This is a genomic window from Streptomyces sp. NPDC101227 (assembly GCF_044767545.1).
Classification (GTDB): Bacteria; Actinomycetota; Actinomycetes; order Streptomycetales; family Streptomycetaceae; genus Streptomyces.
In genome coordinates this window covers 76743-103223 of the sequence record NZ_JBIWOD010000004.1, presented here as the reverse complement: position 1 = coordinate 103223, position 26481 = coordinate 76743, and the positions used below count along the sequence as shown (strand labels likewise).

Annotated in this window: 23 protein-coding genes and 1 pseudogene; 13 read left to right on the top strand and 11 right to left on the bottom strand. The window is 71.8% G+C overall.

Features of this window, described 5'->3' with window-relative positions; genetic code table 11:
• Positions 1 to 33 precede the first annotated feature (33 nt).
• Both ACIRPT_RS10040 and ACIRPT_RS10035 read left to right on the top strand, forming a co-directional pair.
• The gene (locus ACIRPT_RS10040) at positions 34 to 1071 is read left to right on the top strand and encodes an LCP family protein (RefSeq protein WP_403824872.1); all 1038 of its coding nucleotides are present in this window, start codon (positions 34 to 36) and stop codon (positions 1069 to 1071) included.
• 77 nt (positions 1072 to 1148) lie between these two features.
• Positions 1149 to 2372: a cellulose-binding protein gene (locus ACIRPT_RS10035; protein ID WP_403824869.1), complete on the top strand. Its 1224-nt coding sequence runs from the start codon at positions 1149 to 1151 to the stop codon at positions 2370 to 2372.
• Positions 2373 to 2443: 71 nt separating this feature from the next.
• Here ACIRPT_RS10035 and ACIRPT_RS10030 read toward each other — a convergent pair whose 3' ends face one another.
• Positions 2444 to 3958 (bottom strand): MFS transporter, encoded by a 1515-nt coding sequence (locus ACIRPT_RS10030; RefSeq protein ID WP_403825857.1) that lies wholly within the window; start codon positions 3956 to 3958, stop codon positions 2444 to 2446.
• A gap of 381 nt (positions 3959 to 4339) precedes the next feature.
• On the opposite strand from ACIRPT_RS10030, the gene mfd reads away from it, so the two are divergent.
• A complete protein-coding gene (gene mfd, locus ACIRPT_RS10025; protein WP_403824866.1) occupies positions 4340 to 7903 on the top strand; it encodes a transcription-repair coupling factor in 3564 nt (1187 codons plus the stop codon).
• Positions 7904 to 7933: 30 nt separating this feature from the next.
• Here the strand turns inward: mfd and ACIRPT_RS10020 are convergent, their stop codons facing one another.
• The 3 genes from ACIRPT_RS10020 to ACIRPT_RS10010 form a co-directional block, all read right to left on the bottom strand.
• Positions 7934 to 8326 (bottom strand): hypothetical protein, encoded by a 393-nt coding sequence (locus ACIRPT_RS10020; protein WP_403824863.1) that lies wholly within the window; start codon positions 8324 to 8326, stop codon positions 7934 to 7936.
• The gene (locus ACIRPT_RS10015; protein ID WP_403510204.1) at positions 8323 to 8607 is read right to left on the bottom strand and encodes a hypothetical protein; all 285 of its coding nucleotides are present in this window, start codon (positions 8605 to 8607) and stop codon (positions 8323 to 8325) included. The genes ACIRPT_RS10020 and ACIRPT_RS10015 overlap by 4 nt, the downstream gene beginning before the upstream one ends.
• Before the next feature lie 102 nt (positions 8608 to 8709).
• The gene (locus ACIRPT_RS10010; RefSeq protein ID WP_403824860.1) at positions 8710 to 10236 is read right to left on the bottom strand and encodes a DUF2079 domain-containing protein; all 1527 of its coding nucleotides are present in this window, start codon (positions 10234 to 10236) and stop codon (positions 8710 to 8712) included.
• 121 nt (positions 10237 to 10357) lie between these two features.
• Between ACIRPT_RS10010 and ACIRPT_RS10005 the strand changes: the two genes are divergently transcribed.
• Positions 10358 to 11119 (top strand): HNH endonuclease family protein, encoded by a 762-nt coding sequence (locus ACIRPT_RS10005; RefSeq protein ID WP_403825854.1) that lies wholly within the window; start codon positions 10358 to 10360, stop codon positions 11117 to 11119.
• Between the two features lie 85 nt (positions 11120 to 11204).
• Here the strand turns inward: ACIRPT_RS10005 and ACIRPT_RS10000 are convergent, their stop codons facing one another.
• Positions 11205 to 11966, bottom strand: a complete 762-nt coding sequence (locus tag ACIRPT_RS10000; protein WP_403824857.1) for a DUF4190 domain-containing protein — start codon at positions 11964 to 11966, stop codon at positions 11205 to 11207.
• A 277-nt stretch (positions 11967 to 12243) separates the two neighbouring features.
• On the opposite strand from ACIRPT_RS10000, the gene ACIRPT_RS09995 reads away from it, so the two are divergent.
• A complete protein-coding gene (locus ACIRPT_RS09995) occupies positions 12244 to 14334 on the top strand; it encodes an N-6 DNA methylase (protein ID WP_403825851.1) in 2091 nt (696 codons plus the stop codon).
• A 265-nt stretch (positions 14335 to 14599) separates the two neighbouring features.
• On the top strand, positions 14600 to 15217 hold the full coding sequence (locus tag ACIRPT_RS09990; RefSeq protein WP_403824854.1) for a hypothetical protein: 618 nt from the start codon (positions 14600 to 14602) through the stop codon (positions 15215 to 15217).
• A gap of 60 nt (positions 15218 to 15277) precedes the next feature.
• Here ACIRPT_RS09990 and ACIRPT_RS09985 read toward each other — a convergent pair.
• Positions 15278 to 16478, bottom strand: a pseudogene (locus ACIRPT_RS09985) (RNA-guided endonuclease InsQ/TnpB family protein); the annotation flags it as partial.
• A gap of 181 nt (positions 16479 to 16659) precedes the next feature.
• On the opposite strand from ACIRPT_RS09985, the gene ACIRPT_RS09980 reads away from it, so the two are divergent.
• From ACIRPT_RS09980 to ACIRPT_RS09965, 4 genes are all read left to right on the top strand, one after another.
• Positions 16660 to 18357 carry a protein kinase gene (locus ACIRPT_RS09980; RefSeq protein WP_403824852.1) on the top strand — a complete coding sequence of 566 codons (1698 nt, stop codon included), beginning with the start codon at positions 16660 to 16662 and terminating at the stop codon, positions 18355 to 18357.
• A 130-nt stretch (positions 18358 to 18487) separates the two neighbouring features.
• Positions 18488 to 18916, top strand: a complete 429-nt coding sequence (locus ACIRPT_RS09975; protein ID WP_403824850.1) for a nuclear transport factor 2 family protein — start codon at positions 18488 to 18490, stop codon at positions 18914 to 18916.
• A 203-nt stretch (positions 18917 to 19119) separates the two neighbouring features.
• On the top strand, positions 19120 to 19758 hold the full coding sequence (locus tag ACIRPT_RS09970) for a SurA N-terminal domain-containing protein (RefSeq protein WP_403824848.1): 639 nt from the start codon (positions 19120 to 19122) through the stop codon (positions 19756 to 19758).
• Positions 19759 to 19816: 58 nt separating this feature from the next.
• Positions 19817 to 20824 carry a nucleoside triphosphate pyrophosphohydrolase gene (locus ACIRPT_RS09965; RefSeq protein ID WP_403510186.1) on the top strand — a complete coding sequence of 336 codons (1008 nt, stop codon included), beginning with the start codon at positions 19817 to 19819 and terminating at the stop codon, positions 20822 to 20824.
• 100 nt (positions 20825 to 20924) lie between these two features.
• Here the strand turns inward: ACIRPT_RS09965 and ACIRPT_RS09960 are convergent, their stop codons facing one another.
• From ACIRPT_RS09960 to ACIRPT_RS09950, 3 genes are read right to left on the bottom strand one after another with little or no spacing between them, the layout of a single operon-like run.
• Positions 20925 to 21125 (bottom strand): DUF397 domain-containing protein, encoded by a 201-nt coding sequence (locus ACIRPT_RS09960; RefSeq protein ID WP_403824845.1) that lies wholly within the window; start codon positions 21123 to 21125, stop codon positions 20925 to 20927.
• A gap of 32 nt (positions 21126 to 21157) precedes the next feature.
• Positions 21158 to 21349 carry a hypothetical protein gene (locus ACIRPT_RS09955; RefSeq protein WP_403824842.1) on the bottom strand — a complete coding sequence of 64 codons (192 nt, stop codon included), beginning with the start codon at positions 21347 to 21349 and terminating at the stop codon, positions 21158 to 21160.
• Between the two features lie 8 nt (positions 21350 to 21357).
• A complete protein-coding gene (locus ACIRPT_RS09950; RefSeq protein ID WP_403824840.1) occupies positions 21358 to 22209 on the bottom strand; it encodes a helix-turn-helix domain-containing protein in 852 nt (283 codons plus the stop codon).
• Positions 22210 to 22488: 279 nt separating this feature from the next.
• Here ACIRPT_RS09950 and ACIRPT_RS09945 point away from each other — a divergent pair, with 279 nt between their 5' ends.
• Entirely contained in the window at positions 22489 to 22773 is a 285-nt protein-coding gene (locus ACIRPT_RS09945; RefSeq protein WP_403824837.1) for a hypothetical protein, read from the top strand.
• 462 nt (positions 22774 to 23235) lie between these two features.
• Positions 23236 to 23574 (top strand): ATP-binding protein, encoded by a 339-nt coding sequence (locus ACIRPT_RS09940; protein WP_403824834.1) that lies wholly within the window; start codon positions 23236 to 23238, stop codon positions 23572 to 23574.
• Positions 23575 to 23712: 138 nt separating this feature from the next.
• Here the strand turns inward: ACIRPT_RS09940 and ACIRPT_RS09935 are convergent, their stop codons facing one another.
• Both ACIRPT_RS09935 and ACIRPT_RS09930 read right to left on the bottom strand, forming a co-directional pair.
• The gene (locus ACIRPT_RS09935; protein ID WP_403824831.1) at positions 23713 to 24057 is read right to left on the bottom strand and encodes a hypothetical protein; all 345 of its coding nucleotides are present in this window, start codon (positions 24055 to 24057) and stop codon (positions 23713 to 23715) included.
• A gap of 10 nt (positions 24058 to 24067) precedes the next feature.
• Positions 24068 to 25396 carry an MFS transporter gene (locus tag ACIRPT_RS09930; protein WP_403824829.1) on the bottom strand — a complete coding sequence of 443 codons (1329 nt, stop codon included), beginning with the start codon at positions 25394 to 25396 and terminating at the stop codon, positions 24068 to 24070.
• A gap of 154 nt (positions 25397 to 25550) precedes the next feature.
• On the opposite strand from ACIRPT_RS09930, the gene ACIRPT_RS09925 reads away from it, so the two are divergent.
• Entirely contained in the window at positions 25551 to 26426 is an 876-nt protein-coding gene (locus ACIRPT_RS09925; protein ID WP_403824826.1) for a LysR family transcriptional regulator, read from the top strand.
• Positions 26427 to 26481: the final 55 nt, after the last annotated feature.

Sequence of the window (26481 nt, the reverse complement as noted above, 5' to 3'; positions counted from 1 at the left end):
GCGGAACGGGTCGGGCGCCCGCACCATGCCTGTATGGGTCAGCCGTTCTCGTCGCCGACGGCGACGCTCTACCGGGCCCGGCGGGCGCGCCGCGGGCCGCGCGGGCCCCGGCGGCGGTGGCGTCGCCGGGTCCTGGCGGTGCTGGGGGCCGTGTTCGTGCTGGTGGTGGCGTGCGGCGCCGCCCTGTACGGGTATGCGAGTGAACGCGTTCGGCATGTGGCAGGGCTGGCGGACTATGCCGGGCGGCCGCCCGCGGGCAAGGGGACGAACTGGCTGCTGGTCGGCTCCGACAGCCGCGCCGGGCTGACGTCCCGGCAGCGCGAGGACCTGCATGTCGGCAATGACGCGGTGCGCAACACCGACACGATCATGGTGCTGCACTCCGGCCGGCACGGCCCGTATCTGGTCAGTCTGCCCCGCGACAGTTATGTCCAGGTGCCGGGGCACGGCCGGGCGAAGATCAATGAGGCGTACGCGGACGGCGGGCCGCGGCTGTTGACCCGTACGGTCGAGCGGGCGACGGGTTTGCGTATCGACCGCTATGCCGAGGTCAGTTTCCTGGGTGTGGTGCGGCTCGTGGACGAGCTGGGCGGGGTGCGGCTGTGTCTGCGCGGGCCGCTGCGGGACGCGCGGTCGGGGGCGGACTTCGCGGCGGGGTGTCACCGGATGGACGGGCGGCGGGCGCTGGCGTTCGTGCGGGCCCGTTACGCCGACCCGCAGGGTGACCTCGGACGGGTGAAGCGGCAGCGTCAGCTGATCGGTGCGGTCGCGGACAAGATGCTGGGGCCCGGGGTGCTGCTCGATCCGTCCCGGCTGCTGCCGGTGACCGGCGCCGGGCTGGCCGCGCTTGCCGTGGACAACGGGTCGGGGACGCCCGAACTGCTGGCCATGGCCTGGTCGATGAAGGAGATCGCCGAGGGCGGCGGGGCGACGGTCACGGTCCCGGTGGCGAACCCCGGTGTGTCGATGGGCGCGGCCGGTGACGTGTTGCTGTGGGACGCAAATGGGGCACAGCGACTATTCGCCGCTTTGCGCGTCGATGCGGTGATTCAGACTTCTGGGACCGATTGACGCATCCTTGTGCGGGAGAGGGGTGAAGTGTCGCGATAGGGCGGCTTCGGACTGATCCAGAAAAGGGGCTTTGAGGGATGAGTGCACCGGTTTCGCCTCACGGGTTCGAGACCGTACGAGGACGCGGTTACCGGCCGGACGACGTCGATCGGCGTATTGAGGAGCTCTCGGTAGACCGTGATGCGTGCTGGGAGCGGGCGGCGCGGCTGACCGTGCTCGCCAACGAGATGGACGCGGAGCTGGCGCAACTGCAGGAGTATGTGGCGCAGCTGCCGCCGCAGACGTATGAGTCCCTGGGCGAGCCGGCCCGGCTGATCCTGACGACCGCTCAGTCGGAGGCGGAGCGGCTGTGGGCCGAGGCGCAGGTCGCGGCCGAGCAGATCCGTGAGGAGGCGATGGGGCACGCCGACCAGATCCGCGACGCGGCGGACGCGGCGGCGCGGGAGCTGCGGGCCGAGGCGGAGGAGTGGGCGCGGCGTGCCGAGGAGGCGGCGCGGGCGGAGGCCGCCGACGTGGCGGCTGCGGCGGCCTCGGACGCGGAGCAGTGGCGTGACGAGGCGGCCGCGGTGCTCACCGATACCCGGCATCGCGCCGACCAGATGCGGCGCGACCAGGAGAAGCGGCAGGCCGAGGAGTGGGAAGCGGCCGGGCGTGAGCTGGCGGGTCTGGAGGCGGAGACGGACCGGCTGGTCGCCGAGCGGGAGGCGCACGGCCATGCGGTGCTCGCCGAGCCGCGCCGCAAACACGCGGAGGCCGAGGAGGCCGCCCGGCACAGCGACGAGGACGCGGCCGACCGTGCCACGGCGATCGTGGCCCGGGCCAGGGTGGAGGCGGAGCGCATCGAGCGCGGTACGGCGCGGGTGCTGCGGGAACACGAGGAGGAGCGCGCGGAGGTACAGGCCCATATGAACCACGTGCGCAACAGCCTGGCGGCGCTCACGGGGAAGGATCCGGAGGATCTGGAGGACGAGCCGGAGGCGGAGGCCGGGGCCGCGGCCGAGGTCGAGGCCGCCGCGGAGGGCCGCGAACCCGAAGGCCGCCCTGCCGAGGCCCTGATTCCCGGCGACCGTCATTCCGACGACCGCGGTCCCCATGACCGTGGCCCGCACGACCGCCATACCGACGACCGTCAGTCCGAGGGCCGCATTCCTGGTGACCGTCATCCGGACGGCCACATTCCAGGCGACCGTAATCCCGACGACCGAAATTCCGGCGACCGTAATCCCGACGGCTGCGACCCCGACAACGAGGACACCCTGGAGACCGAACTCCCCCGGCTGGACGACAGGACGGAGGGCTGACCCCGGCGCCGCCGCGGCCACTCCGGCCCCGGGCCCCTGAACGCCCGAACCCCTGAGTCCCCGGACAGACCCTAGTCCCCGGCGACCCCAACGTCCTCGGTCTCCTGCCGCGTACGGGCATCCGCATGCACCGGGAAGCGCCGGGGCGCCAGCAGGAGCAGGGCGAGCAGGGCGAGGGCCGCGGCCGCGGCGGCGCCGAGGTAGACGTGTTCGACGCTGGTGTCGACGGCGCGCCGCAGGTAGTCGGTGGCGCGGGCGGTGAGGGCGCCGGCTCGTTCCAGGGCGTGCGAGACGGCGTCGAGGTCGTCGGGCAGGCCGGGGCGGATGTCGGCCGGTGCGTGCGCGAGGCGGTCGTTGAGGGTGGCGTTGGCGATGGCGCCGAAGAGGGCCGCGCCGAGGGACTGACCGACCTGGCGGCAGAAGAGGACGGAGGCGGTGGTGGTGCCGCGCTCGGCGTAGCCGACGGACGACTGGACGCCGATGATCAGCGGCAGCTGGAAGAGGCCGAGGGTCGCGCCCAGCGCCAGCATGAGCAGGGCGGGCTGCCAGGCGGCGCCGGGATAGGGCAGCAGCGGGAAGGACAGCAGGACCAGCGCGGCCGCGCCGATGCCGACCAGGGCGCAGTTGCGGATCCCGATGCGGTTGTAGACGTGGCTGCTGAAGGCCGCCGAGACCGGCCAGCTCAGGGTCATCATGGACAGGACGAAGCCGGCGGCGGTCGGGCTCAGGCCCAGGACCGCCTGGGCGTAGGTGGGCAGGAAGACGGTCGGGGCGACCATCAGCAGGCCCAGCGCGCCGAGGGCGAGGTTGACGGCGGAGATGGTGCGGCGGCGCCAGACCCAGCCGGGGATGACCGGCTCGGCGGCGCGGCGCTCGATCAGTACGGTGGCCGCCGCGCACAGGGCCGTACCGGCGAAGAGCAGCAGTGACGGGGCGGAGAGCCAGGGCCAGGCGACACCGCCCTGGACGAGCGCGGTCAGCAGCAGCCCGCCGGTGGCGAAGACGGCGAGCGCGCCGGGCCAGTCGATGCGGCGGCGGGCGGGGGCGGGGTGCGCGGGGCCGCGGCCCTTGTCCTCGAAGAAGTGCCTGATGATCAGCCAGAGGGCGATCGCCCCCACCGGCAGATTGACCAGAAAGATCCAGCGCCAGTCGGCACAGGCGGCGAGCAGCCCGCCGGCCGCGGGCCCGGCGACCGAGGAGGTGGCCCACACCGAGGAGAGCTTGGCCTGGATCTTGGGGCGTTCCTTCATCGGGTAGAGGTCGGCGGCGATGGTCTGGACGGTGCCCTGGAGGGCGCCGCCGCCCAGGCCCTGCAGTACCCGGAAGGCGATCAGGGAGGCCATGTTCCAGGCGGCCGCGCAGGCCAGCGACCCGATGAGGAAGAGCGCGATGCCGGCGATCAGGATGGGCTTGCGGCCGAGGGTGTCGGAGAGCTTGCCGTAGACGGGCAGGGTGACGGTGACGGCCAGCAGATAGCCGGAGAAGAGCCAGGAGAACACCGCGAAGCCGCCGAGGTCACCGACGATCTGCGGGATGGCGGTGGCGATGATCGTGGAGTCGAGGGCGGCCAGCGCCATGGCGAGCATCAGGGCGGCGACGACGGGGCCGCGCCGGGAGCCGGGGGCGCGGCCCGCGGCTATGTCCGTGTCGTCGGCACTGCCCCGGTCGCTGCCCCTCGTGATGCCGCTCACCGCCCCCCGCCTCTCCTCCGGTCCGTTGCATGTAATGCACACGATTCCATGCGGGGCCGGTATGCGGAACGGGGCTCTCGCGTGCTGGACGGCGGTGCGGCGGCCGGGGGGAGCGGATCGGGCGGCCGGTTGTCGGCGGGCGGGCGTATCGTGGGCAACCCGGCCCGTTCGGGCCCCTTGGCGTTGCCAGGGTGTGTCGGGCCGCTCGCGTTGTTCACCGCGCGTTGATCTTCCGCGATCTCCTGCGCGCTCGCCTCCTGGGACGGAAGCCTTTTCATGAGCCTGACTGGTCTGCTCGACGCCGTCGTACGGGACCCGGCGCTCGCCGAAGCGGTAAAGGCCGCGGCCGATGGCCACCGGCCGCATGTGGACCTGGTGGGGCCGCCGGCCGCCCGTCCGTTCGCGGTGGCGGCGCTGGCCCGCCAGTCCGGCCGCCCGGTGCTCGCGGTGACCGCGACGGGGCGCGAGGCCGAGGACCTGGCCGCGGCGGTGCGCACGCTGATGCCGGCCGACGAGGACAACGCCGTCGTGGAGTTCCCGTCCTGGGAGACGCTGCCGCACGAGCGGCTCTCGCCGCGCTCGGACACCGTCGGCCGCCGCCTCGCGGTGCTGCGCCGGCTTGCCCACCCGCGGCCGGACGACCCGACGGCGGGCCCCGTCTCGGTCGTCGTCGCCCCCATCCGTTCCGTACTCCAGCCGCAGGTCAAGGGGCTGGGCGATCTGGAGCCGGTGAGCCTGCGCACGGGGCAGACCGCCGATCTGGAAGAGGTCGTCGACGGGCTGGCGGCGGCCGCGTACGCGCGCGTCGAACTGGTCGAGAAGCGCGGGGAGTTCGCGGTACGCGGCGGCATCCTGGATGTCTTCCCGCCCACCGAGGAGCACCCCCTGCGGGTCGAGTTCTGGGGCGATGACGTCGAGGAGATCCGCTACTTCAAGGTGGCCGACCAGCGGTCCCTGGAGGTGGCCGAGCACGGCCTGTGGGCGCCGCCGTGCCGCGAGCTGCTGCTGACCGACGAGGTGCGGGAGCGGGCCGCGGCGCTCGCCGAGCGCCACCCCGAGCTGGGCGAACTGCTCGGCAAGATCGCCGAGGGCATCGCCGTCGAGGGCATGGAGTCCCTGGCTCCCGTCCTGGTCGACGACATGGAGCTGCTGCTGGACGTGCTGCCGAAGGGCTCCATGGCCGTGGTCTGCGACCCGGAGCGGGTGCGTACCCGGGCCGCTGACCTGGTGGCGACCAGCCAGGAGTTCCTCCAGGCGTCGTGGGCGGCCAGCGCGGGTGGCGGCGAGGCCCCGATCGACGTCGGCGCGGCGTCCCTGTGGGGCATCGCGGACGTCCGCGACCGGGCCCGCGAGCTGGGCATGCAGTGGTGGTCGGTCAGTCCGTTCGCCGCCGACGAGGAGCTGGAGCTGAACGGCGACACCGTCAAGCTCGGCATGCACGCGCCGGAGACCTACCGCGGCGACACCCAGCGGGCGCTGTCCGACACCAAGCAGTGGCTCGCCGACGGCTGGCGCACGGTGTTCGTCACCGAGGCGCACGGCCCCGCGGCCCGTACGGTCGAGGTGCTCGGCGGCGAGGGCATCCCCGCGCGCCTTACCGGGCTGGAGGGCGAGGCGGGCGAGGCGGCGGAGATCTCCGCCTCCCTCGTCCATGTCGCCTGCGGCTCCCTCGACAACGGTTTCGTCGATCCGCACCTCAAGCTGGCCGTCCTGACCGAGACCGACCTCTCCGGCCAGAAGGCCGCCGGCAAGGACGCGGCCCGGATGCCGGCCCGCCGCCGCAAGACCATCGATCCGCTGACGCTCCAGGCCGGCGACTTCATCGTCCATGAGCAGCACGGCGTCGGCCGCTACATCGAGATGGTGCAGCGCACGGTCCAGGGCGCCACCCGCGAGTACCTCCTCGTCGAGTACGCCCCGGCCAAGCGCGGCCAGCCCGGCGACCGCCTCTACATCCCCACCGACCAGCTGGAGCAGGTCACCAAGTACGTGGGCGGCGAGGCCCCGACCCTGCACCGCCTCGGCGGCGCCGACTGGACCAAGACCAAGGCGCGCGCCAAGAAGGCCGTCAAGGAGATCGCCGCCGACCTGATCAAGCTGTACTCGGCCCGGATGGCGGCGCCCGGCCACACCTTCGGCCCGGACACCCCCTGGCAGCGCGAGCTGGAGGACGCCTTCCCGTACGCGGAGACGCCCGACCAGCTCACCACCATCGCCGAGGTCAAGGAGGACATGGAGAAGTCGGTCCCGATGGACCGTCTGATCTGCGGCGATGTGGGATACGGCAAAACCGAGATTGCTGTGAGAGCGGCCTTCAAAGCCGTCCAGGACGGCAAGCAGGTCGCCGTCCTCGTCCCGACGACCCTCCTCGTCCAGCAGCACTACGGCACGTTCACCGAGCGCTACGGCCAGTTCCCGGTCAACGTCAAGGCGCTGTCGCGCTTCCAGACCGACACCGAGGCCAAGGCGACGCTGGAGGGCCTGCGGGAGGGCTCGGTCGACCTCGTCATCGGCACCCACCGCCTCTTCTCCGCCGAGACCAAGTTCAAGGACCTGGGCCTGGTCATCGTCGACGAGGAGCAGCGGTTCGGCGTCGAGCACAAGGAGCAGCTGAAGAAGCTCCGCGCCAACGTCGACGTGCTGACCATGTCCGCGACGCCCATCCCCCGCACGCTCGAAATGGCGGTCACCGGCATCCGCGAGATGTCCACGATCACCACCCCGCCGGAGGAGCGCCACCCCGTCCTGACCTTCGTCGGCCCCTACGAGCAGAAGCAGATCGGCGCCGCCATCCGCCGTGAACTCCTGCGCGAGGGCCAGGTCTTCTACATCCACAACCGCGTGGAATCGATCGACCGGGCCGCCGCCCGGCTCCGCGAGATCGTCCCCGAGGCCCGTATCCAGACCGCGCACGGGCAGATGGGCGAGTCGCAGCTGGAGCAGGTCGTCGTCGACTTCTGGGAGAAGAAGTTCGACGTCCTGGTCTCGACGACGATCGTCGAATCGGGCATCGACATCTCCAACGCCAACACCCTCATCGTCGAGCGCGGCGACAACTTCGGCCTCTCCCAGCTCCACCAGCTGCGCGGCCGCGTCGGCCGGGGCCGCGACCGCGGTTACGCCTACTTCCTGTACCCGCCGGAGAAGCCGCTCACGGAGACCGCGCACGAGCGGCTGGCGACCATCGCCCAGCACACCGAGATGGGCGCGGGCATGTACGTCGCCATGAAGGACCTGGAGATCCGCGGCGCCGGAAACCTCCTCGGCGGCGAACAGTCCGGCCATATCGCGGGCGTCGGCTTCGACCTCTACGTACGGATGGTGGGCGAGGCGGTCGCCGACTACCGCGCCTCCCTGGAGGGCGGGGTGGAGGAGGAGCCGCCGCTGGAGGTCAAGATCGAACTCCCGGTGGACGCGCATGTCCCGCACGACTACGCGCCGGGCGAGCGGCTGCGCCTGGCGGCCTACCGCGCCATCGCCTCCGCCACCTCCGAGGAGGACATCGCCGCGGTCCGCGAGGAGCTGACCGACCGCTACGGCAAGCTCCCCGAGCCCGTCGAGAACCTCCTCCTGGTCGCCGGTCTGCGCATGCTGGCCCGCGCCTGCGGAGTCTCGGACATCACGCTCCAGGGCTCCAACGTCCGCTTCGGACCGGTGGAGTTGCGGGAGTCGCAGGAGCTGCGCCTGAAGCGGCTGTACCCGCGTACGGTCCTCAAGCCGGCCACCAAGCAGGTGCTGGTGCCGCGCCCCACGACGGGCAGGATCGGCGGGAAGCCGCTGGTGGGGCGGGAGCTGCTGGCGTGGGTGGGGGAGTTCTTGACGACGGTTGTGGGGTCGTGACCTGACAGGCGACGGTCGTTCCGGTCCGCCTCAGAAGCCGAGCATGCCGGGCGAGTCGATGCCGATGACGACGGTCCCGGGCGGGTACCGGGACTCGTCGTCGGTCAGGATGATCGACATGCCAGGGGCGCCGGTGTGCGGCAGGGCGCAGTACAGGGCGTGACAGGTGTCCGGGCCGCCGTAGCCGTCACGGACCATGGTGCCGACGGATACGGCGTCAACTGTGTCGAGGGCGTCAACGGTCACACAGGGGAATCCGAGGAGCCGCCGGGAGGTCCCGGCTTCGTCCGCTTCCGCCTGCATGAGGACGAGCGCAGGGAGCACGAGTTGGTCGCCGGTGTCTGTCATGTTGGCCGCGAGGACGTTGAGCGTCTTGTGCCCGGCAGCGAGGGATGCGGCCGCGGAAGTGTCGAGGATGATCACGCGGCGTTGCTTCGGTCGGTGCGGATCTTCTCTGCGGCCATGCGGTAGATATTGCCCAGGATGTCGGGTGCCTGCTCGAACTCTTCGTTGCTGATGTCCAGGCCGATGACGTCCCGGACATGGTTGCGGGCGGCTTCCAGGCGCTCGGCGCGCTGCTCGGCGGTGGGCTGTGCGGCGGCGAGGTCCTGGACGAGCTGGCCCAGGGTCATGCCGCGTTCCTTGGCGAGCTGGGCGAGGTGGTCGCGGGTTTCCGTACTGACTTGAATCGTCGTCGAGGCCATAATGCGACCATAGCGCCACTATGGAGACGGGCGGTATCCCGCTCACACTTTCGGATGATCCCGCCACCCTTCCGGGCGATCCGGCCCCTGGCCGCGGGTGCGTCAGCGCGTCGACGTCCGCTGGAATACGAGGAGGTTCCCGCCGCCGCCGAGGATGACGTACGTCGATTTCGGGTGGCGGGCGGCCGCGTCGGCGAGCGCCTGGCGCGGGGTGCGGTCGGCGGGCCGCTGGACGGCTATGTAGTCGGGGGACAGGCCGCGGGTGTCGCCGGTCCAGAAGACCCGGGTGCGGTCGGTGAGGCGGGACAGCGGGCGGATGTCGCACTCCACGGTCGCGCCGTCGGGTATCCGTTCCAACAACCGCTCGGCGGCGGTGACATCCGGCGGTATGCGGTAGGTGGCGGCCTCGGTGAGCCGGGACAGCGGAAGCGTGGTGCTCAGCGCGAGCGCGGTGGCCAGTACGGCGGCCGGCAGGTGATGGGCGTAGGCACGCAGCCAGGGGCGGGCGGAGATGCGGGCGCGCGGCAGGGCGTCGACGAGGGCGAGAAGGGCCACCGGCATCAGAACGGCGTTGTAGTGCCAGTCGATGCTCCAGTAGTGCGGCTCGTGGGAGAGGAACCGCCAGCCCAGGGTCGGCAGCGCCACCAGCAGGACGGGGGAGCGCAGGGCCAGCAGCCCGGTGGTGGGCAGCAGCACCCACAGCGTGGTGCGGACGGCGGTGTCGAGCGGGATGGTGGGGTCCGCTCCGCCGCCGGCGCCGAGCTTGCTCCAGTAGTCGTACGAGCCGGAGGTGTTGAAGCCGGGGATGATGACGCCGAGGGTGAGGGCGGTGGCGGTGAGCCCGAAGACGACCAGGGCGATGGGCAGCGGCGCCGCCCGCCGCGTCCGGATCAGGACGAGCGCGCCGATGGCGGCGGCGGTGACGCCCAGGTCCTCCTTGACCAGAACCAGCGGCGCGGCCCAGCACACCGCCGCGGTCCAGCGCTCGCGCAGCACCGCTTCCAGGGCGAAGGCGATCAGCGGCAGCGCGAAGGCTATTTCGTGGAAGTCGAAGTCGACGGCCTTCTGTATGCCCCAGGACGCGCCGTACGCGATGCCGATGGCCAGTCCCGGGAGGCGCCCCAGGTGGCGGCCGGCGGCGCGGGTGACCGGTATGGCGGACAGCGCGAACAGCGCCGCCTGCGCAAGGAGCAGGGTGAGCGGTGAGGGGAAGAGGCGGTAGAGCGGGGCGAGCACGATCAGGACGGGGCTGAAGTGGTCGCCGAGGATGTTGGTGCCGGGGCCCTTGAGGTCGACGATCGGCGCACCGAGGTGGGCGTAGCCCCGTATGGCCTGCTCGAAGATGCCCAGGTCCCAGGACGAGTTGCCCATCGTGCGGAAGCGGCAGACGGACAGCGTGGCGAACGCGACGAAGAAGAACGCGGCCGTCCAGTAAGGGTCGAGGCGGGGCGCGCGCAGCGGGGCGCTCCTCTCGCGCAGCCGGTGCGTGGCGCGTCGCAGGCGGCCGGGGGCGGCGGGCGGTGCCTCGGCGGTCTCGGTCGCGGTGGCGGTGGCGGTGGCGGGGCCGGTGCCGGCGGTCCCGGGCGGGGGCCCGCTGTCGCCCGCGGCCGTTGCTGCGGCCGTGTCCATGGGGGTCCTCACTCTCGATTTCCGAAAAGATACTCGAAACGGCGGACCGGACCGTCCCGGGCGCCCGCCCCCGACGCCACCCCCGGATTGGACCGCCGTGATACCCACCACCCGCCGCGCGCTGCCGTCTCCCGCCCGCCGCGCCCTGCCGTCTCCCGCCCTGTTCCCCCTCGCCGCCACCGCCACCGCACTGGCCGCCCTGCTGACCCTCACCGGCTGCACCCCGGACAAAACACGGGACGGGCGGGATACGGACACCACGGCGAGCCCGGCCACGGCGGGCAGCGCGCTGCGGGCGGTGGCCGCACTGGACGTCAAGGGCCGCGCCCCGAAGACCGGTTACGCCCGCAGCCGCTTCGGCTCCGCCTGGGCCGACACCGACGGCAACGGCTGCGACACCCGGGACGACATCCTCCGGCGCGATCTGCGGGCCACCGTCTTCCGCGGCGGCGACTGCGTCGTCGTCTCGGGAACGCTGGCCAGGGACCCGTACACCGGAGAGGCGATTCGCTATACGCGCGGCCGCAGCAAGGTCGACATCGACCATGTGGTCGCGCTGTCGGACGCCTGGCAGAAGGGCGCGGGGCGGTGGCCGGCCCGTAAGCGGATCGCGCTGGCCAACGATCCCCTGAATCTGATCGCGGTCGACGCCTCGGCGAACCGGCGCAAGAGCGACGGGGACGCGGCCACCTGGCTGCCCGCCTACCGTCCGTACCGCTGCACCTATGTCGCCCACCAGGTGGCGGTGAAGAAGAAGTACGGGCTGTGGGTGACGGGGGCGGAGAAGGACGCGATGGTGCGGGTGCTGAACTCCTGCCCCCAGGAGCGGCTGCCGGGCGGCGGGAGCCCTACCCAGGCGCCGGCCCGCTTCTCGGCGAAGTAGCAGGTCCGGCAGCGTACATACGGCCGTCGGCCCGGGACCGCGTGGGTGCGGTTCCGGGCCGACGGCTTGTGCAGGGGGAAGGAGGTCAGAGGGCCAGCTTCCAGTTCGCCGGGTCGAGCATGATGTCCGGCGTGATCTCGACGCTGAGCTCCTTGGCGGCCGGCGGCGCGTCGAACACGACCTCCGCGGTGTCGGACTCACCGGGGTCGAGCTTCGTCTCCCAGTCGTGATGCAGGATGCCGACCTTGTCGTCGGCGAACTCCTCGGTCTTCTTGCCGTCGGCCTCCGCCTTGATCAGCATGGCGGGGTCCTTGATGGCCGCCTTGCCGGTGTTCTTGATCGTGACGGTGACCTTGTACGCCTTGTCGCCGTCCGTGTGCGTGATGACGGTGCTCGGGTTGATCGTGTACGGGCTCGTCTTCGAGACGGTGACCTGGAGACCGTTGTTGTACTTCGCCGTGGCGCCGGGGGAGAGGTCCTCGATGGAGGAGCTGCTGCCGGTCTCCTTGTCGATCTGTTTCTTGGCCTCGTCGACCGCCCCCTTGACCACCAGCACGGAGACGATGACGCCGACGATCGCCAGGATGATCGAGAGGGCGCCCAGGATCGTGCCGGTGATCGCCACGCCCTTGTTGGTGGCCTGGCCCTTCTTGGCGCGGCCCATGCCCACGATGCCGAAGATCAGGGACAGGATGCCGAGCGGCCCGGCGAGCCAGAACAGGAACATCGGGATGCCGCTGAGCGCGCCGATGATGCCGAGGATCAGAGCGGCGACGCCGAGGCCGTTGCGGGCCGTCTGAGGGGCCGGAGCCTGCGGAGCTGGCTGGTAGTGCATCTGCTGAGACATGCGGGAGTGGCCCCTTCCGGGCGCTGAATCGAGTCCGCTGAAGTGCTGGGTCAATAACAACAGAGGCTGTGAATCGAGTCAACACGAGTACACGGTATTTAGTTATTCACGATGTGAAGGGGTGGGTCAGGAGGTCATGGGTATGCTGCTGACACAGTGGTCACGCATCGGGACGGGAGCCAGCCAGGTGCCGGACATCGCACCAACGCAGAACGCGACGGATGACATCGCCGCAGGTGAGGGCCTGGCCGTCGGCGCCACGGACCGCCCCACCGAGGTGACCGCCGCCGGCATCGCGCGGCTCGCCGGAGTCGGCCGGGCCGCCGTCAGCAACTGGCGCCGCCGTCATGCCGACTTCCCCAAGCCGGTCGGCGGCACCGAGACCAGCCCCGCCTTCGCCCTCCGCGACATCGAGCAGTGGCTGCGCGATCAGGGCAAGCTCGCCGAGGTGCCGCTGCGTGAACGGGTCTGGCAGCAGCTCGTCGGACATCCGGCCGGCGCCGCGGCCGCGCTGCGCCAGGCCGGCGCCGTACTGCTCCTCGTCCGCGACCGGCCCGCGGCCTGGAAACAGCTGCGCGGCGCCTCCGACGACGCCGATCTGACCGGCGTGCTGCCCGTGATGCTCGAGTCCGTCCTCGCCGCCCGGCTCGGCGACGGCCACCCCGTACAGGGGCTGACCAGGGAGGCGCTCGCGCCCTCCGCCGCCCTGGTCCGCGCCACCGCCGACCTCGCGGCCCTGGACGGCGCCCCCGAGGCGTACGCGTTCCTGCTCGGCCGCCACCTGGACGCCAACCCGCGCCAGTACACCCTCACGCCACCGGGACCGGCCGCCCTGATGGCCGAACTGGCCGCCCTCGCGGGCCCGTCGGGCTCCGTACTCGACCCGGCCTGCGGCGCCGGCGGCCTGCTGACCGCCGCCCAGGAACGGGCCGCCGCACAGCCGGACGCGGCCCCCCTCGCCCTCCACGGCCAGGAGGCCGACCCCGACCTCGCCGCGCTCACCGCGCTCCGCCTCGCCCTCGGCGTCCCCGACGCCCGGGTCCGGGTGCGGGCCGCCGACACCCTGCGCGCCGACGCCTTCCCGGAGCTGGCCGTCGACGCCGTCCTGGTCCACCCGCCGTTCAACGAACGCAACTGGGGCCATGACGAACTGGCCTACGACCCCCGCTGGGAGTACGGCTTCCCGGCCCGCACCGAATCCGAACTCGCCTGGGTCCAGCACGCACTGGCCCGGCTGCGCCCCGGCGGCACCGCCGTCCTCCTCATGCCGCCCGCCGCCGCCTCCCGCCGCTCCGGCCGCCGCATCCGCGCCGATCTGCTGCGCCGCGGCGCCCTGCGCGCCGTCATCGCGCTGCCCGCCGGTGCCGCCCCGCCCAACGGCATCCCCCTCCACCTGTGGGCGCTGCGCAAGCCCGACGGCGGCGCACAGCCCTCCCCGCACCTCCTCGTCGTCGACACCGCGGGCCTGGCCCCCGGCGCCTCCGGCGGCCGCGACAAGCTCGACTGGGCGGCCGTCCGCGCCACCGCCGTCGAGGCCTGGCAGTCCTTCGACCGCGACGGCGGCGTCGAGGAAATCCCCGGCGTGCGGCGCTCGCTGGCCGCCATCGACCTCCTGGGCGACGACGTCGACCTCGCCCCGGCCCGCCACCTTCCGCCGCCCGCGGCGGCCGGCGGCCCCGCCGAACTGGCCCAGGTCCGCGACCGGCTGACCGACACCCTCGCCCGCACCACCGCGCTCACCCCCCGCTCCGCACCCCAGGACACCGCCGAGGAAACGGTCCCGGCCCGCTGGCCGCTGACCACCGTCGGCGAACTCGCCCGCTCCGGCGCCCTCACGCTGCGCGCCGGGGGCGCCGGCACCGCGGCCCCCGGCGCACCGCTCGCGGTCCTCACCGACCACGACGTCATCGCCGCCACCGAACCCTCCGGCACCCTCCCCGAAGCCGCACCCGCCGGCCCCCTGGAGGAACCGGTCCTCGTCCAGGAGGGCGATGTGGTCGTACCCGTCCTCGGCGGCGGCTCCATCGCCCGGGTCGTCGACGCCGCCACCGCCGGCGCCGCCCTCGGCCGCAACCTCACCCTGCTGCGGCCCGACCCGGCCGCCCTCGACCCCTGGTTCCTCGGCGGTTTCCTCCGGGGCACCGCCAACAACCGCCAGGCCAGCAGCTACGCCTCCACGGCCACCCGGCTCGACGTCCGCCGCCTCCAGCTGCCCCGCCTCCCCCTCGCCGAACAACGGCGCTACGGCGCGCGCTTCCGCGATCTGGCCGCCTTCGAGGAGGCCCTGCGCCTTGCCTCCCGGCTCGGCGAACAACTGGTGCAGGGGATGTACGACGGCTTCACGGACGGAACGGTGGCACCGGACTGACGGGCGGGGCGGGGTAGTTGGGGCGGGGTCGACAGGGGCGAAGCGGGGCGATGCTTCCCTCGAAGGAACACCGCCGCCGCCCTGGCGGTTGCACGGGGACGGGAGATCGCCCGCCGCATTCCGTACAACTGCGGACGCGGTGGCGCCGTCATATATACGCTCGCAGATCCCTACGCGTCACCGCGAGCACCACCCATGCGACCGACCAGCCACCCGTGACCCCTCGTGGTCCACCCGTGGTCCCCGTGACCCATCAGGAGCAGCAATGCACGGCCCCGCCCCGGCACCCCCGCCGTACCGTCCCCCGACGACGGGGGTGGTGGTTCTGCTGCGCGTGGTCTTCGTGGCCGTCGCGGTAGGCAGCCTGGGCCTGCTGGCCTGGGTGGCGATGCTGCGGGCCGCGATCGTGCAGCGGCGGCCGCTGGGCTGGTGGCTGTTCGGCGCCGACCTGCTCGCGATGATCGGCGCCTGCGTGCTGATCGTCTCCTTTCCCGAGACGGACTGGCGCCCGAACATCGGGGTGGCGCTGCTCCTGCTCCAGATAGCCGGCGCGATCGCGTACTACCTCGTCGTCGACATCCGCGCGGTCCCGAGGCCCGGCTACGGCCCGGCCGCGGCCGCCTTCTCCCCACCCGCGCCGAGCCCCCATCCCTACGCCCCGCAGCGCCCGCCCGCTCCGGAGCCAGGCCCCTACGCCAACGGCGCGCACCCGTACCCGAACCCGTACCAGGCCCCCCGCCAGGCCCCGAACCCGAACCCGTACGGCGCACCCGTGCCGCCGGCCGGCCCGTCCCAGGACCGCCCGCAGCCCCGGCGCATCAACCAGGTCCGCGCCGAACTCGACGAACTCAGCGACTACCTCCGCCAGGAGGACCAACGTTGACTCCTCCCCCTCGTGAACGAGGGGGATTCCTGGCTCACGTTGCCTGCGGCCCGGCGGGCGCGCAGGTCTTACACGATCAGCACCAGCCGGGTTGCAGACCAGCCCGGACCAGCATCACGCGGGCGGAGTTCTTATCCCGTGGGGATACGGCTCCGCACACGGTGCAGGCATACGTCCTTTCGGAAAGAGGTAGTGCGTGCTTGGTTCTCGCTCCGCACTGCGCACAGTCCATGGTGGTGTGCGCGGGGTGGACCAAGTGCACGGCACGGCCGTGCTTGCGGCCCATCTCGACCAGGGCCTGCTTCGTCGCCGAGATGGCAGCGTCGGCGGCCTTCCTGGCCATGGTGGTCTTGGCGAGGAACTTCGGCCGGAAGTCCTCCACCGCAAGGGCGTCATGGTCACGGACCACGCGCTTGGCCCACTTGCGGCTGGTGTCCTCACACTGTCGGGCCGCCTTCTTGTGGATCTTCGCGGTCTGCCGCTTCGCCTCGCGGTAGCCCTTCGATCCGGCCTGTCCCTTGGCCGGTCGACGCCGGGCCATCATGGCCTGATAGCGGGCGAGTTTCTGCGCGGCCGTGCGGCCGTGTTGCGGGTGGGGAAGGTCGTGGTCGTCGCTGGTGGTGGTGGCGGTCTCCTTCACGCCCCAGTCGATGCCGATCACGGCGCCGGTTTCGGGAAATCGTTCGGTAGTCGTGGCGACTACAAACGACGCGTACCAATGTCCAAGGCTGTCCCGGTACACGCGGACGCTGGATGGTTCCTTGGGCAGCTCTCGCGACCACACCACCCGCAGTACGATTCCGCCGGCGAGGTGCAGACGCCCGTCCTTGAGGCGGAAGCCACGCCGGGTGTACTCCAGCGTCGGCAGCGCCTCGCGCTTCTTCTTGTACCGGGGCATCCCCGCCCGCTGCCGCATCGGCAATCGCGCCTTGACGTCCTTCAGGGCCTTCGCACGCGATTTGCCGAAGTCGCGGATGATCTGCTGCTGAGGAACGTTCGCGCCCTCGCGCATCCACGGCGTCACGGCGCGGGTCTCGGTCAGCATCTTCGCGAGCTGCACCGGACCACACGTCAGCTTGGTGTCCGGGTTCGCCTTGTTGTGCAGGTGCACGGCCTTCGACTTGGCCACGCACTCATTCCACACCCAGCGGCACCGGTCCCACTCGGCTTCGAGCGCGACACGGGCCGTAGACGACAGGCGCAGTCGGAAGGTGTAACGGGCGTGCCCACTACCCTCCGCCGTCTGCGCCGGTGTCGTCATGGCCCGAACCTACCTGGGAGGACTGACAGTTGAGCGCCCTTGATCGTCGTGGGCTGCCTTACCCCGGTGATGGGGTGGACACCGGATCGCCCTGGAGGCGATCCGGCTACCTCTGCCCTGCTCCGCAGGAGCCTCGTTTCCACCCCCGGCCAAAGCCGGGGGTATCCACGAAGGAGACCTGATGAACGGCCGCGTCATCGCCGGACGCTACGAGCTCTCCGCGCTGCTCGGCCAGGGCGGCATGGGCCAGGTCTGGATCGGCTACGACCGCCGCCTGGACCGCCGTGTCGGCGTCAAACTGCTGCGCCCGGACCGGTTGGCGGGCACCCCCGACGGCGAGGAGATGCGTCGCCGCTTCGTGCGCGAGTGCCGGGTCACGGCGCAGGTCGACCATCCCGGACTGGTCACGGTCCACGACGCCGGCAGCGACGGCGAGGACCTCTTCCTGGTGATGCAGTACGTCGAGGGCGCCGACCTCTCCGACCACCTCGCCGAACACGACCCCTACCCGTGGCAGTGGGCGGCCAGCGCCGCCGCCCAGCTCTGCGCCGTACTGGCAGCCGTCCACGCGGTGCCGATCGTCCACCGCGACCTCAAGCCCCGCAACGTCATGGTCCGCCCGGACGGCACCCTCCTCGTCCTCGACCTCGGTATCGCCTCCGCCCTCGACACGGACACCACCCGCCTCACCCACACCGGGTCCCCCATCGGCAGCCCCGCCTATATGGCTCCCGAACAGGCCATGGGCGGCACCGTCGGCCCGCACACCGACCTCTACGCCCTCGGAGTCCTGCTGCACGAACTCCTCAGCGGCCAGGTCCCGTTCGCCGGATCGACCGCGCTCGGCGTCCTGCACCGCCATCTGTACGAGGACCCGGTCCCGGTACGCCGCCTGCGCCCCGACGTCCCGGAAGCCCTGGAAGCGCTGGTCCTGCGCCTGCTGCGCAAGGACCCGGCGGCCCGCCCCGCCGACGCCCAGGAGGTCTACCGGGCGCTGGCCCCCCTCCTCCCGGCCTCCGAATCCGGCGCCCACGCGGCCCAGCACCCGCCCACCCCGCTCGCCCCGATGGACCCCACCCGCCCCTTCCGTCAGCCGCTCGCCCCCTGGCCCATCCGCGCCACGTCCCCGGCAGCCGCCCCCGCCCCTGCGGCCGCGGCCCTGTCCGCCCCCTCCGCCCCGGACCCCGCGCTCGCCCGCGCCGCGGCCGGGAGCACCCCGGCGGCCCCCGACCCTCGTTCCTCCTTCGACCCCCGCTCCTCCCTCGCCTCCCGCACCGCGCCGCCCGCCCCGCCCCGTTCCACCGGGCCGTCCTCCCCGGGGCCCGACGTCGCGGCCGCCGTCGACGAGGTCAAAAGCCTCCTCGACCAGGGCCGGATCACCCGCGCCGTGGACATCCTCGGCGGCATCCTCCCGGCCGCCGCCGCCCGGCACGGCCAGAACTCCCCGGTGGTCCGCACCCTGCGCAAGCAGTACGCCGCCACCCTCATGGACGACGGCCAGTACCGCCGCGCCCTGCCCGAACTCCGGCTCCTGGCCGAGGAGTTCGGAAAGGAAACGGGCCCGGCGGCCACCCGTCAGGCCCTCCAGTTCCACTACGAGGCCGCCCAGTGCCTGGAGCAACTCGGCGAGGTGACCCAGGCCCTGGAGGAATACCGCGCCCTCCTCCCGTACTTCGAGCGCTACCCCGACGACCCCGCCCGCCCCCTCGAAATCCGCCGCTCCATAGGCCACTTGCTCCTGGCCCAGGGCGAACGCGGCGCCGCCCAGGACTGCCTCGCCAGACTCCTCTACGACGCGGAGCGCCTGCACGGCCCGCACCACGCGCTTCCGGTGGAGCTGCGGCGAACGCTGCAGTGGCTGGGGCAGATGCAGGGCTGAGGCCCCCACCGCACCCCCGCCGCCCTCATCTATTCAAGTTTGACCAATAACTCTCCGGGCTATACCTTCGCCCGCATCGCGCAGTAGTCAAACTTGATGAGTCTGTGCTCGATGACCGTGAGGAGCCCGCGTGACCCTTCTGCCCGACACCGGATACATCCCGACCGACGAGGACCGCGAGAGCCTGGACCGCTGGTTCGCGGAGTACGACGCACACAGCGCGCGGCGCAACGTTGAGCGCATGGCCGATATGGCGGTGTTCCCGCTCAACCTCGTGAGCGACGACGCGGCCGGCGACGGTCGTTCGGCGCAGTGGGACCGCGAACGGTTCCTCGCGACGATGACGCAGGTGATGGGCGAAGGCAGCGAGGACATCACGTTCGCGTCCACGCGGACGCCCGTCTTCCTCTCGCCCGCCATGGCCGTGGTCTTCACGGACTCGTCCATGACGGCGGAGGGGCGGACTCAGCGCCTGCGCTATGCCGACATCCTGGTGCGGCGGCAAGGGGAGTGGGCGTTCCAAACCATGATCCAGAGCGGCTGGGGCGACAACCTGTAGCCCGGGCCGCCGAGAAGCGGGGGAGCCGCGGGAGCGCGGGCCGACACGCGGCGCCCCCAGCCGGCCCCGGCCCCACGCATACGGGAAACCGTCCCCCCGGTAGATCGTTGGCCGAAGCAGTGGCCTGGGCCACGTCGACTCCTTAGCATCGATCTCGATCACGCAAGGTCGAGACTCCGTCGCACGATCTGCCGGGAGGCCAAGTGTTCCGCCGTAGGACAGCGCTCTCCGTATCCGCCACCGCCGCCCTGCTGGCCGCGGCTCCCCTACTGGCCGCCTGTGGCAGCGGTGCGCATCCCGGTGCCGCGGCCGTCGTGGACGGGAAGCGGATCACCGTCGCGCAGCTGCAGGCGAAGGTGAAGGATGTGCGCGAGGCGCAGGGCAAGTCTCCGCAGGGCGCCCAGCTGGTCATGAACACCGGCCGGCTGAGCCTGGCCACCCTCAACGGCATGATCTTCGACGAGGTGCTGGCGCGCAGCGCCTCGGACGCCGGGGTCACGGTCACCCGCGACGACATCCAGAAGTGGCGGTCGACGGCGGAGCGGCGGGCCGGCGGCACCGAGCGGCTGAAGGCGATGTGGCTCCAGCAGGGCATCGCCCCCGACGAGATCGACGCCATGGTGCGCAACCAGCTGCTGCTGGACGGCCTGGCCAAGCACCTCGGCGCGGACCGCGCTCAGCCGCAGGGTCAGCAGCAGCTCGCCAAGGCGCTGTCCAGTACCTCGCGGTCGATGGGGATCGACGTCAATCCGCGCTTCGGCAAGTGGGACGACAAGCAGGTCATCCTGGGGGAGACCAAGGAGCCGTGGATCACCGGCGGGCCCGCGAAACAGCAGGCCTGAGCCGGGGCCTGCAAGACCGGCGCCGGGCGTTGTCGGTGCGGTGCGTTACGTTCGATGCGTGAACGCTGACGCCTCTGCTGCCGACACCGGCGCCGACGCCCGCCCCGAGGGCGGCGGCACCGGACGCCTGATCCTGCTCACCACCAGCCATCGGGTCGCCCCCGGACTGCTGTCCTGGCCCGCCTGGCAGGTCCTGCGCGCCGCCGACCGGGTGCTGTGCGCCGACGCGGAGCACCCGCAGCTGCCGTATCTGAGCGAGGCGGGCATCGCGGTGGAGGCCGCCGCCCCCACCGCCCGCGAGCTGGTCGATTTCTGCCGGGACGGCTCCCGTACGGCCGTCGTCCTGACCTCCGCCGTCGGTGAGAGCGCGCTCACCGACGGGCTGGCCCGGCTGGCCGGCTCCGGCCGCGAGTCGATGCCGGACCTGGAGCTGCTGCCCGGCTCGTACGACCTGCCCGGCGCCCGGCTGCTCGACCTCGTCCAGGTGATGGACCGGATCCGCGCCGAGTGCCCGTGGAGCAGCATCCGTACGCACGAGGACCTCGCCAAGTACGGCCTGGAGGAGGCGTACGAAATGGTCGAGGCGATCGAGGCGGGCGACCGCGAGGAGCTGCGCGAGGAGCTGGGCGACGTCCTCCTCCAGGTCGTCTTCCATGCCCGCATCGCGCAGGACGACCCCGAGGAACCGTTCTCCATCGACGACGTCGCGGGCACGATCGTCGAAAAGCTCCTCCACCGCCACCCGCATGTCTTCGGGGACGAATCCGCCGAGACCCCCGAGGACGTCAGGGCGCACTGGATGCGCACGAAGGCGGAGGAGAAGCAGCGGGAGTCCGTGACGGAGGGCGTCCCGCTGGGCCAGCCGGGCCTGGCCCTGGCGGCCAAGCTCGGCTCGCGGGTGCGGACGGCGGGCCTGGACGTCCCACTGCCGACGGGCGAGGGCGTCGGCTACGAGCTCCTCGCCCTGGCCGTACGGGCCGAGCGCGACGGCACGGACCCGGAGGCGGCCCTGCGGGCTGCGGCGCGGGCCTACCGGGATGCGGTGATAGCGGCCGAGCGGCGGTAGGCCGGGGCGGTCGAGGGTCACCCCGGCCTGGGCGCGAGGGGCGGGGCAGGTGGTCTGCCTTGCCGGCCTTGCCTGCCTACGCGTCGCGCACCACGGCGATTCAGTCGGCGTTGCGCACGCCGTCGATGAACGCCGCGAATGCCGTTGCGCGGAAGGCAAGCACCCGGCCGGCCGGCTTCTTGGAGTCGCGGATGGCGACTTGGCCGCGGAGGTCTGCGACCTCGACGCATGAGTTGCCTTCGCCGCAGATGTAGCTGCTCTTGAACCAGGCGGCATCGTCCAGGGAGGTCTTCGCGGTCACGGTTTCTCCTTGATGAGCTGGCTGGCTGCGGGTTAGAGCAGGTGGTCTGCCTTGCCGGCTTTTATGTCCCGGATGAGGCTGCGGAGGGCTTCGACGGAGTCGGTGAGGGGCTGGTCCTCTTGGCCGTTGAGGGCTATGTAGGCGTTGCCTTCGATGTCGGTGCCGATGCGGAAGCAGTTGTTGCCCTCTGCGCAGAAGGGGGCTTCCCAGGTGATGTCGGGCATTCGGTCTCCTAGAGCTGATGAGCGATGGCGTGGATGAGGTCCCGGGATGCCTCAGGGGACAGGGTGGCACCCTCCATCCAGTCAAGGTGTGCTCGATATTTGGTGAGTTGAGCCTCTGCGTGGCTGAACTCCGGACCATGGGCAGAGTCCAGTTGCACGGTATCGAGTTGAGGAACGACACCTTCTGCGTAGAGGAGAGCGTGACCCGCACCAGGAAACGCTCCGCAGTCGACGGGGATGATGCGCACTGTGATGTGCTCGCGTTCCGATTGAGCGCAGAGGTGATCAAGCTGGGCCTTGGTGACCTTGCGGCCGCCGAACTGCATGCGCAGGGCAGCCTCGTGCACATAACTCACGTAGGAGTGGCTGATCTCCTCACCGATCACCTGCTGTCGCTCCAGGCGGTGGTTCACGCGTAGTTCGACCTCCAGTCGGGACATCGGGGGAAGTCCGGTGCTGAACACTGCTCGCGCGTAGTTCTCGGTCTGGAGCAAGCCCGGCAGGTGAACGGTCTGAATGGTCAGCAGCCGCGCGGCATGCCACTCCAGTTCGGCGATGTCGAGCATTCCCGGCGGGAGAGTTCCCCGGTACTGCTCCCACCAGCCGCGTTCCTGCTTGGCCGCCATCGCGGCCAGGGCATCAACGTAAGTTTCGTCCGCGCATTTGTAGTTGCAGGCCAAGGTTCGTACCCGTTCGGGAGTGATGACACGGATCCCGGACTCCATGTTGGAGATCTTCGTCCGGTCCAGGCCTAGCAGGCTCGCTGCGTACTCAGTGCTGACGTCTGCCGCCGTCCTGAGCTTGCGCAGCTCGGATCCCAAGCGTTTCTGGCGCTCGGTGGGGGTGCTTCGCGTCGCCATGCCGTCCTCCCTGGGTCGGAACGGGGTCAGTGTGCCGTGGCTGCTCGTCGCCAGTCCAACCCGATGGTGGCAAGTGTCACCAAAATAGTGGCGCTTTGCCTGCTTGGTCGTTAGCTTCGAGTGACGCGCAAGCAACACACCGCAACCGCCGGAAGCGCACCGCGCGAGCATGCCCGCCCGCCCTGGGGTGGGTGTGTCCGCGCCCAGGGAGGCAGGCCACCGGCGCACACGCACCGTGCGCATTCAGTGAATCCCTATGTGAAAAAGGGAGTTGAGAGCATGACCAGCCTCTTCAGCCGTACCCTCGCCCGCCTCCGTGTCTTCGTCGCGCCCCCTGGTCGGCACCGCGCCAAACCCTCGGCGCATCCGCCCCGTTCGACGCGCGTGGCCCACGGGGCACTCTCGTCGCGCGCCAGGATCAAACCGCCCGGTCGCCGCCCCGGCCCGTACGCCCACGACGTCCCCCTCAATGGCCAAGCGACCCCCTTGGTCCGTCCCTATCTCCTCACCCGTGAGGAGTGGCGGCGGGCGCGGTGTCTGCGGGGGCTGGAGGTGGCGCGGTGAACAGGGATGAGCCGGGGATGCGGCTGTTGCCGAGGATCCATGGGGACGGTCGGCCCTCGTACGTCTCGACGGATGGGACCGGACCGGTGTCGCGGATGGCCGATCGGATCGAGGCCACGCAACTCGGACTCGCGGGGCGGCTGTTGGGGCATGCCCGGGGCGTCCTGGCGGAGGCCGGGTCGGGGGTGCGGTCGGGGCTCGGGCTGCTGGCGGCTCAGCTGGCGAATGCGCTGGATGATGCGTTGCTGATCGCGGAGAGTCGGTGGGTTCGCCTCGCGCCCGAGGAGGACGAAGGAGGGAGGGGCGAGGGCGGTGGTGCGGATGCGCCCTGTGTGCTGTCCGTCCCCGGCGACGATCTCGCTTCCGGGGCCGTAGCCCGCCGGTTCGTGCGGGAGGTGGCGGGGGTGTGGGGGTTGCCGTCCGACGCGATGGAAGAACTGGAGGCAGTTGTAGGGGGAGTTGGTGGCCAATGCGCTGGAGCACACCGGCAGCCGGTTCGTTGGGGTGGAGCTGACGCGATCCGGCGACGGGCGGGCGGCCGGGGTCAGAGTGACGGATGAAGGGCCGGGCGACGGCGGCGGCGTGCGGGAGGGCGAGCCGGATGGCGACGAGGGCGGGCGCGGGCTGGTGATCGTTGACGCGCTGGCGAAGCGTTGGGGGTGGCTGCGGGCGGGGAAGGGGCACACCGTCTGGGCGGAGGTCGCCGTGGAGGCCCCGGGGCGGGTGCCCTCGACGCGCTCCGGATCCGGGGCGCAGCGGGGCGATCGGGCCGCCTCGGTCACGGGCCGGCCGACGGAGTGACGGAGGGCGCCCCCACCACCGGCTCACCGGCCACTGGCCCACCCGCCGCCGCTAGGTTCACGGCGCTGCCATCGGCTCACCCGCCGCTAGGTTCACGCCGCCACCGGCGCGTCGATACGCCTTTGGCTCAGGCCTTGATCAGCCGGCTTCCAGCGCGTCGGCCCGCTTCCTGAGGTCCTCTGCGATGTCGTCCCAGTCCGGGCCGTGCATCCACAGACTCTCGGCAGCCTCACGCACCAGCACCGGCTCGTCCGGCCGCTGCAAGAGCACCAGCCGATAGGCCAGATTCCGGATCCAGACCGGCAGTAAGCCGTCGACCGAGTGCGGGCAGAGTTCATGCAGCATGGCAAGGATCGAATCCGCGTCGGCGAACGTCAGTTCCTCGACGAAGTAGTGCTCTCTGTGTTCGAGCCCGCACTCCGGCGTGGGCCGGTACTCGTCTCCGTAGAGACATCGGGCGTGCTCCGTCAGGGTGCTGTGCATGACCCGGAGCCTATGACGCCACGCTCCGCCGGACAGAGCCCCACCGGCCACCCGCCACCGCCTCACCCGCCGCCGTCTCCCCGGCCCCGTCGGCCGCCCGGCGCAGCCCGCGTCGCCACATCCGTTCGCCCAGCCATACGATCACCAGCGCCCCGGCCAGCGCCGCCCCCAGGACGCACACCGCGTCCCAGCCGCCGGCGCTCCAGACCACCGACGTCAGGGCCGAGCCCACCGCGCCACCCGCGAAGTAGCTGGTCATATAGGCCGAGTTGAGGCGGTTACGGGCCTCCGGCCGCACCCCGTACACCACGTTCTGGTTGGCGACGTGGAGTCCCTGCGCGGCCAGGTCCAGGACGACGACCCCGGCCAGCAGTGCTGCCAGCGACCACGCTCCGCCCGCGCCGCCGGCCGCCAGCAGCCCCCACGATCCCAGGAGCAGAACGGCCATCGCGCCCGTGACCCGGTGCACCAGCCCGCGGTCCGCCAGCCGCCCCGCCATCGACGCCGACAGCGAACCGGCCGCCCCGACCAGCCCCAGCAGTCCGATGGCCGACTCCTGCCAGCCATAGGCCGGGCCGGACATCAGGAAGGCCATGGCGGTCCAGAGGGCGGAGAAGCCCGCGAAGGCCAGCGCCCCCAGCGCGGCCCGCCACCGCAGGACCGGCTCGCGGGCGAAGAGCCCCAGGGTCGAGCCGAGCAGGGCGGGATAGCGGAGTCCGGACGGCGTGCGCAGGGTGGGCAGCCGGAACCGCAGCAGTACGGCCATCAAGAGCATCAGGGCGGCGTTGACCCAGTAGACGGTGCGCCAGCCGCCGAGTTCGGCCAGCAGTCCGGCGGCAGTACGGGCGAGGAGGATGCCCAGGAGGATGCCGGTCATCACGGTGCCGACGGTGCGGCCGCGTTCGGCGGGGGCGGCCAGGGTTGCGGCGAACGGGGTGATCACCTGCGCGGCGGCGGAGGTAAGGCCGGTCAGTGCGGTGCCCGCCAGCAGGACGGCGGCGTTGGGGGCGCTCGCCGTCACGGTGAGGAAGACGGCGGTGAGCGCGTACAGGGTGACCGCGAGCCGGCGCCGTTCCAGCAGGTCACCCAGGGGGACGAGGAGCAGCAGGCCGAGCCCGTAGCCGACCTGGGCGACGGTCACCACCAGGGCGGCGGTGGACGACGACAGCTGAAGATTGCGGCCGATGAGGTCCAGCAGCGGCTGGGCGAAGTAGTTTCCGGCGACGGACAGACCGGCGGCGACAGACATCAGCAGCAGCGTGCCGCGCCCCAGCCCCGCGCGCGGCTCGGGCTCCGGCTTCCTTATATATGCCGGATTTCTTGCGGGTCCTGGCTTCATGACGGGTCCTCCCCCTGACGTACCGGAAACCGCCCGCGGCCACGGGAGCGGCGGGCAGGACCTACCCTCCGCCCTCAGGTATCGATGAGTCCAACACATAGTTTTCATTCCATCCATCGCGGAATGCGATGGATGGCGCCTACTATCGAGTGGCATGGAGCTCCAGCAGATGCGCTATGTCGTCGCCGTCGCCGAGACGGGCGGCTTCACCCGGGCCGCCGAGCGCTGCCACGTCGTCCAGTCCGCGCTCAGCCATCAGGTCGCCCGGCTGGAGAAGGAGCTGGGCGCGCGGCTCTTCGACCGGACCAGCCGCAGCGTCCGGCTGACCGCCGCGGGCGAGGCGTTCGTGCCCGTCGCCCGGCAGGCGCTCCAGGCGGCCGAGCGGGCCCGCGCGGAGGTGGAGGCGGCGACCGGGGAGGTGCGCGGGCGGCTGGCGGTGGGCGCGATCTCGACCGTCGCGGCCGTCGACCTCGCGCAGGAGCTGGGCGCCTTCCGGGCCCGTTACCCCCAGGTGCGGATCAGCCTCCAGATGGAGATCAGCGACCGGCTCATCGAGAAGGTGCGGGAGGGGTCGCTGGACGTCGCCTTCGTCGGGCTGGTGCCCGGCACCCGTATCGCGGGCGTACGGGAGAAGGAGCTGGCCCGCGGCGAACTGGTCGCGGTGGTGCCGCCGGGGCATCCGCTGGCCGAGCAGGAGTGGACCACCTTGTCGCGGCTGGCGCGGGAGTCGTTCGTCGACTACGCGGCGGGGTCACAGGCCCGCCGCCAGCGCGAGGACGCGTTCCGGGCGGCGGGGCTGACGTCGGAGGTGGCGTTCGAGGTGACCACCGTCGAATTCCAGGCCAAGCTGGTGCGGGCGGGGCTGGGCGTCGGCATGGTTCCCGAGGCCATCGCCTCCGGGCTGCCGGGGCTGGCCGTGGTGCGCGTACGGCCGGCGCCGGAGCGTACCGAGCGGGTGGTGTGGAGCGGACTGGGGCCGTCGCCGGCGGCCGCGGCGTTCCTGGAGGGGCTGGGCGTGACGCCGGGGTGAACCGGGGGTCTACGGGACGGCATGCGCCGTATGGGGCACGGGTTACGGTCGGGAT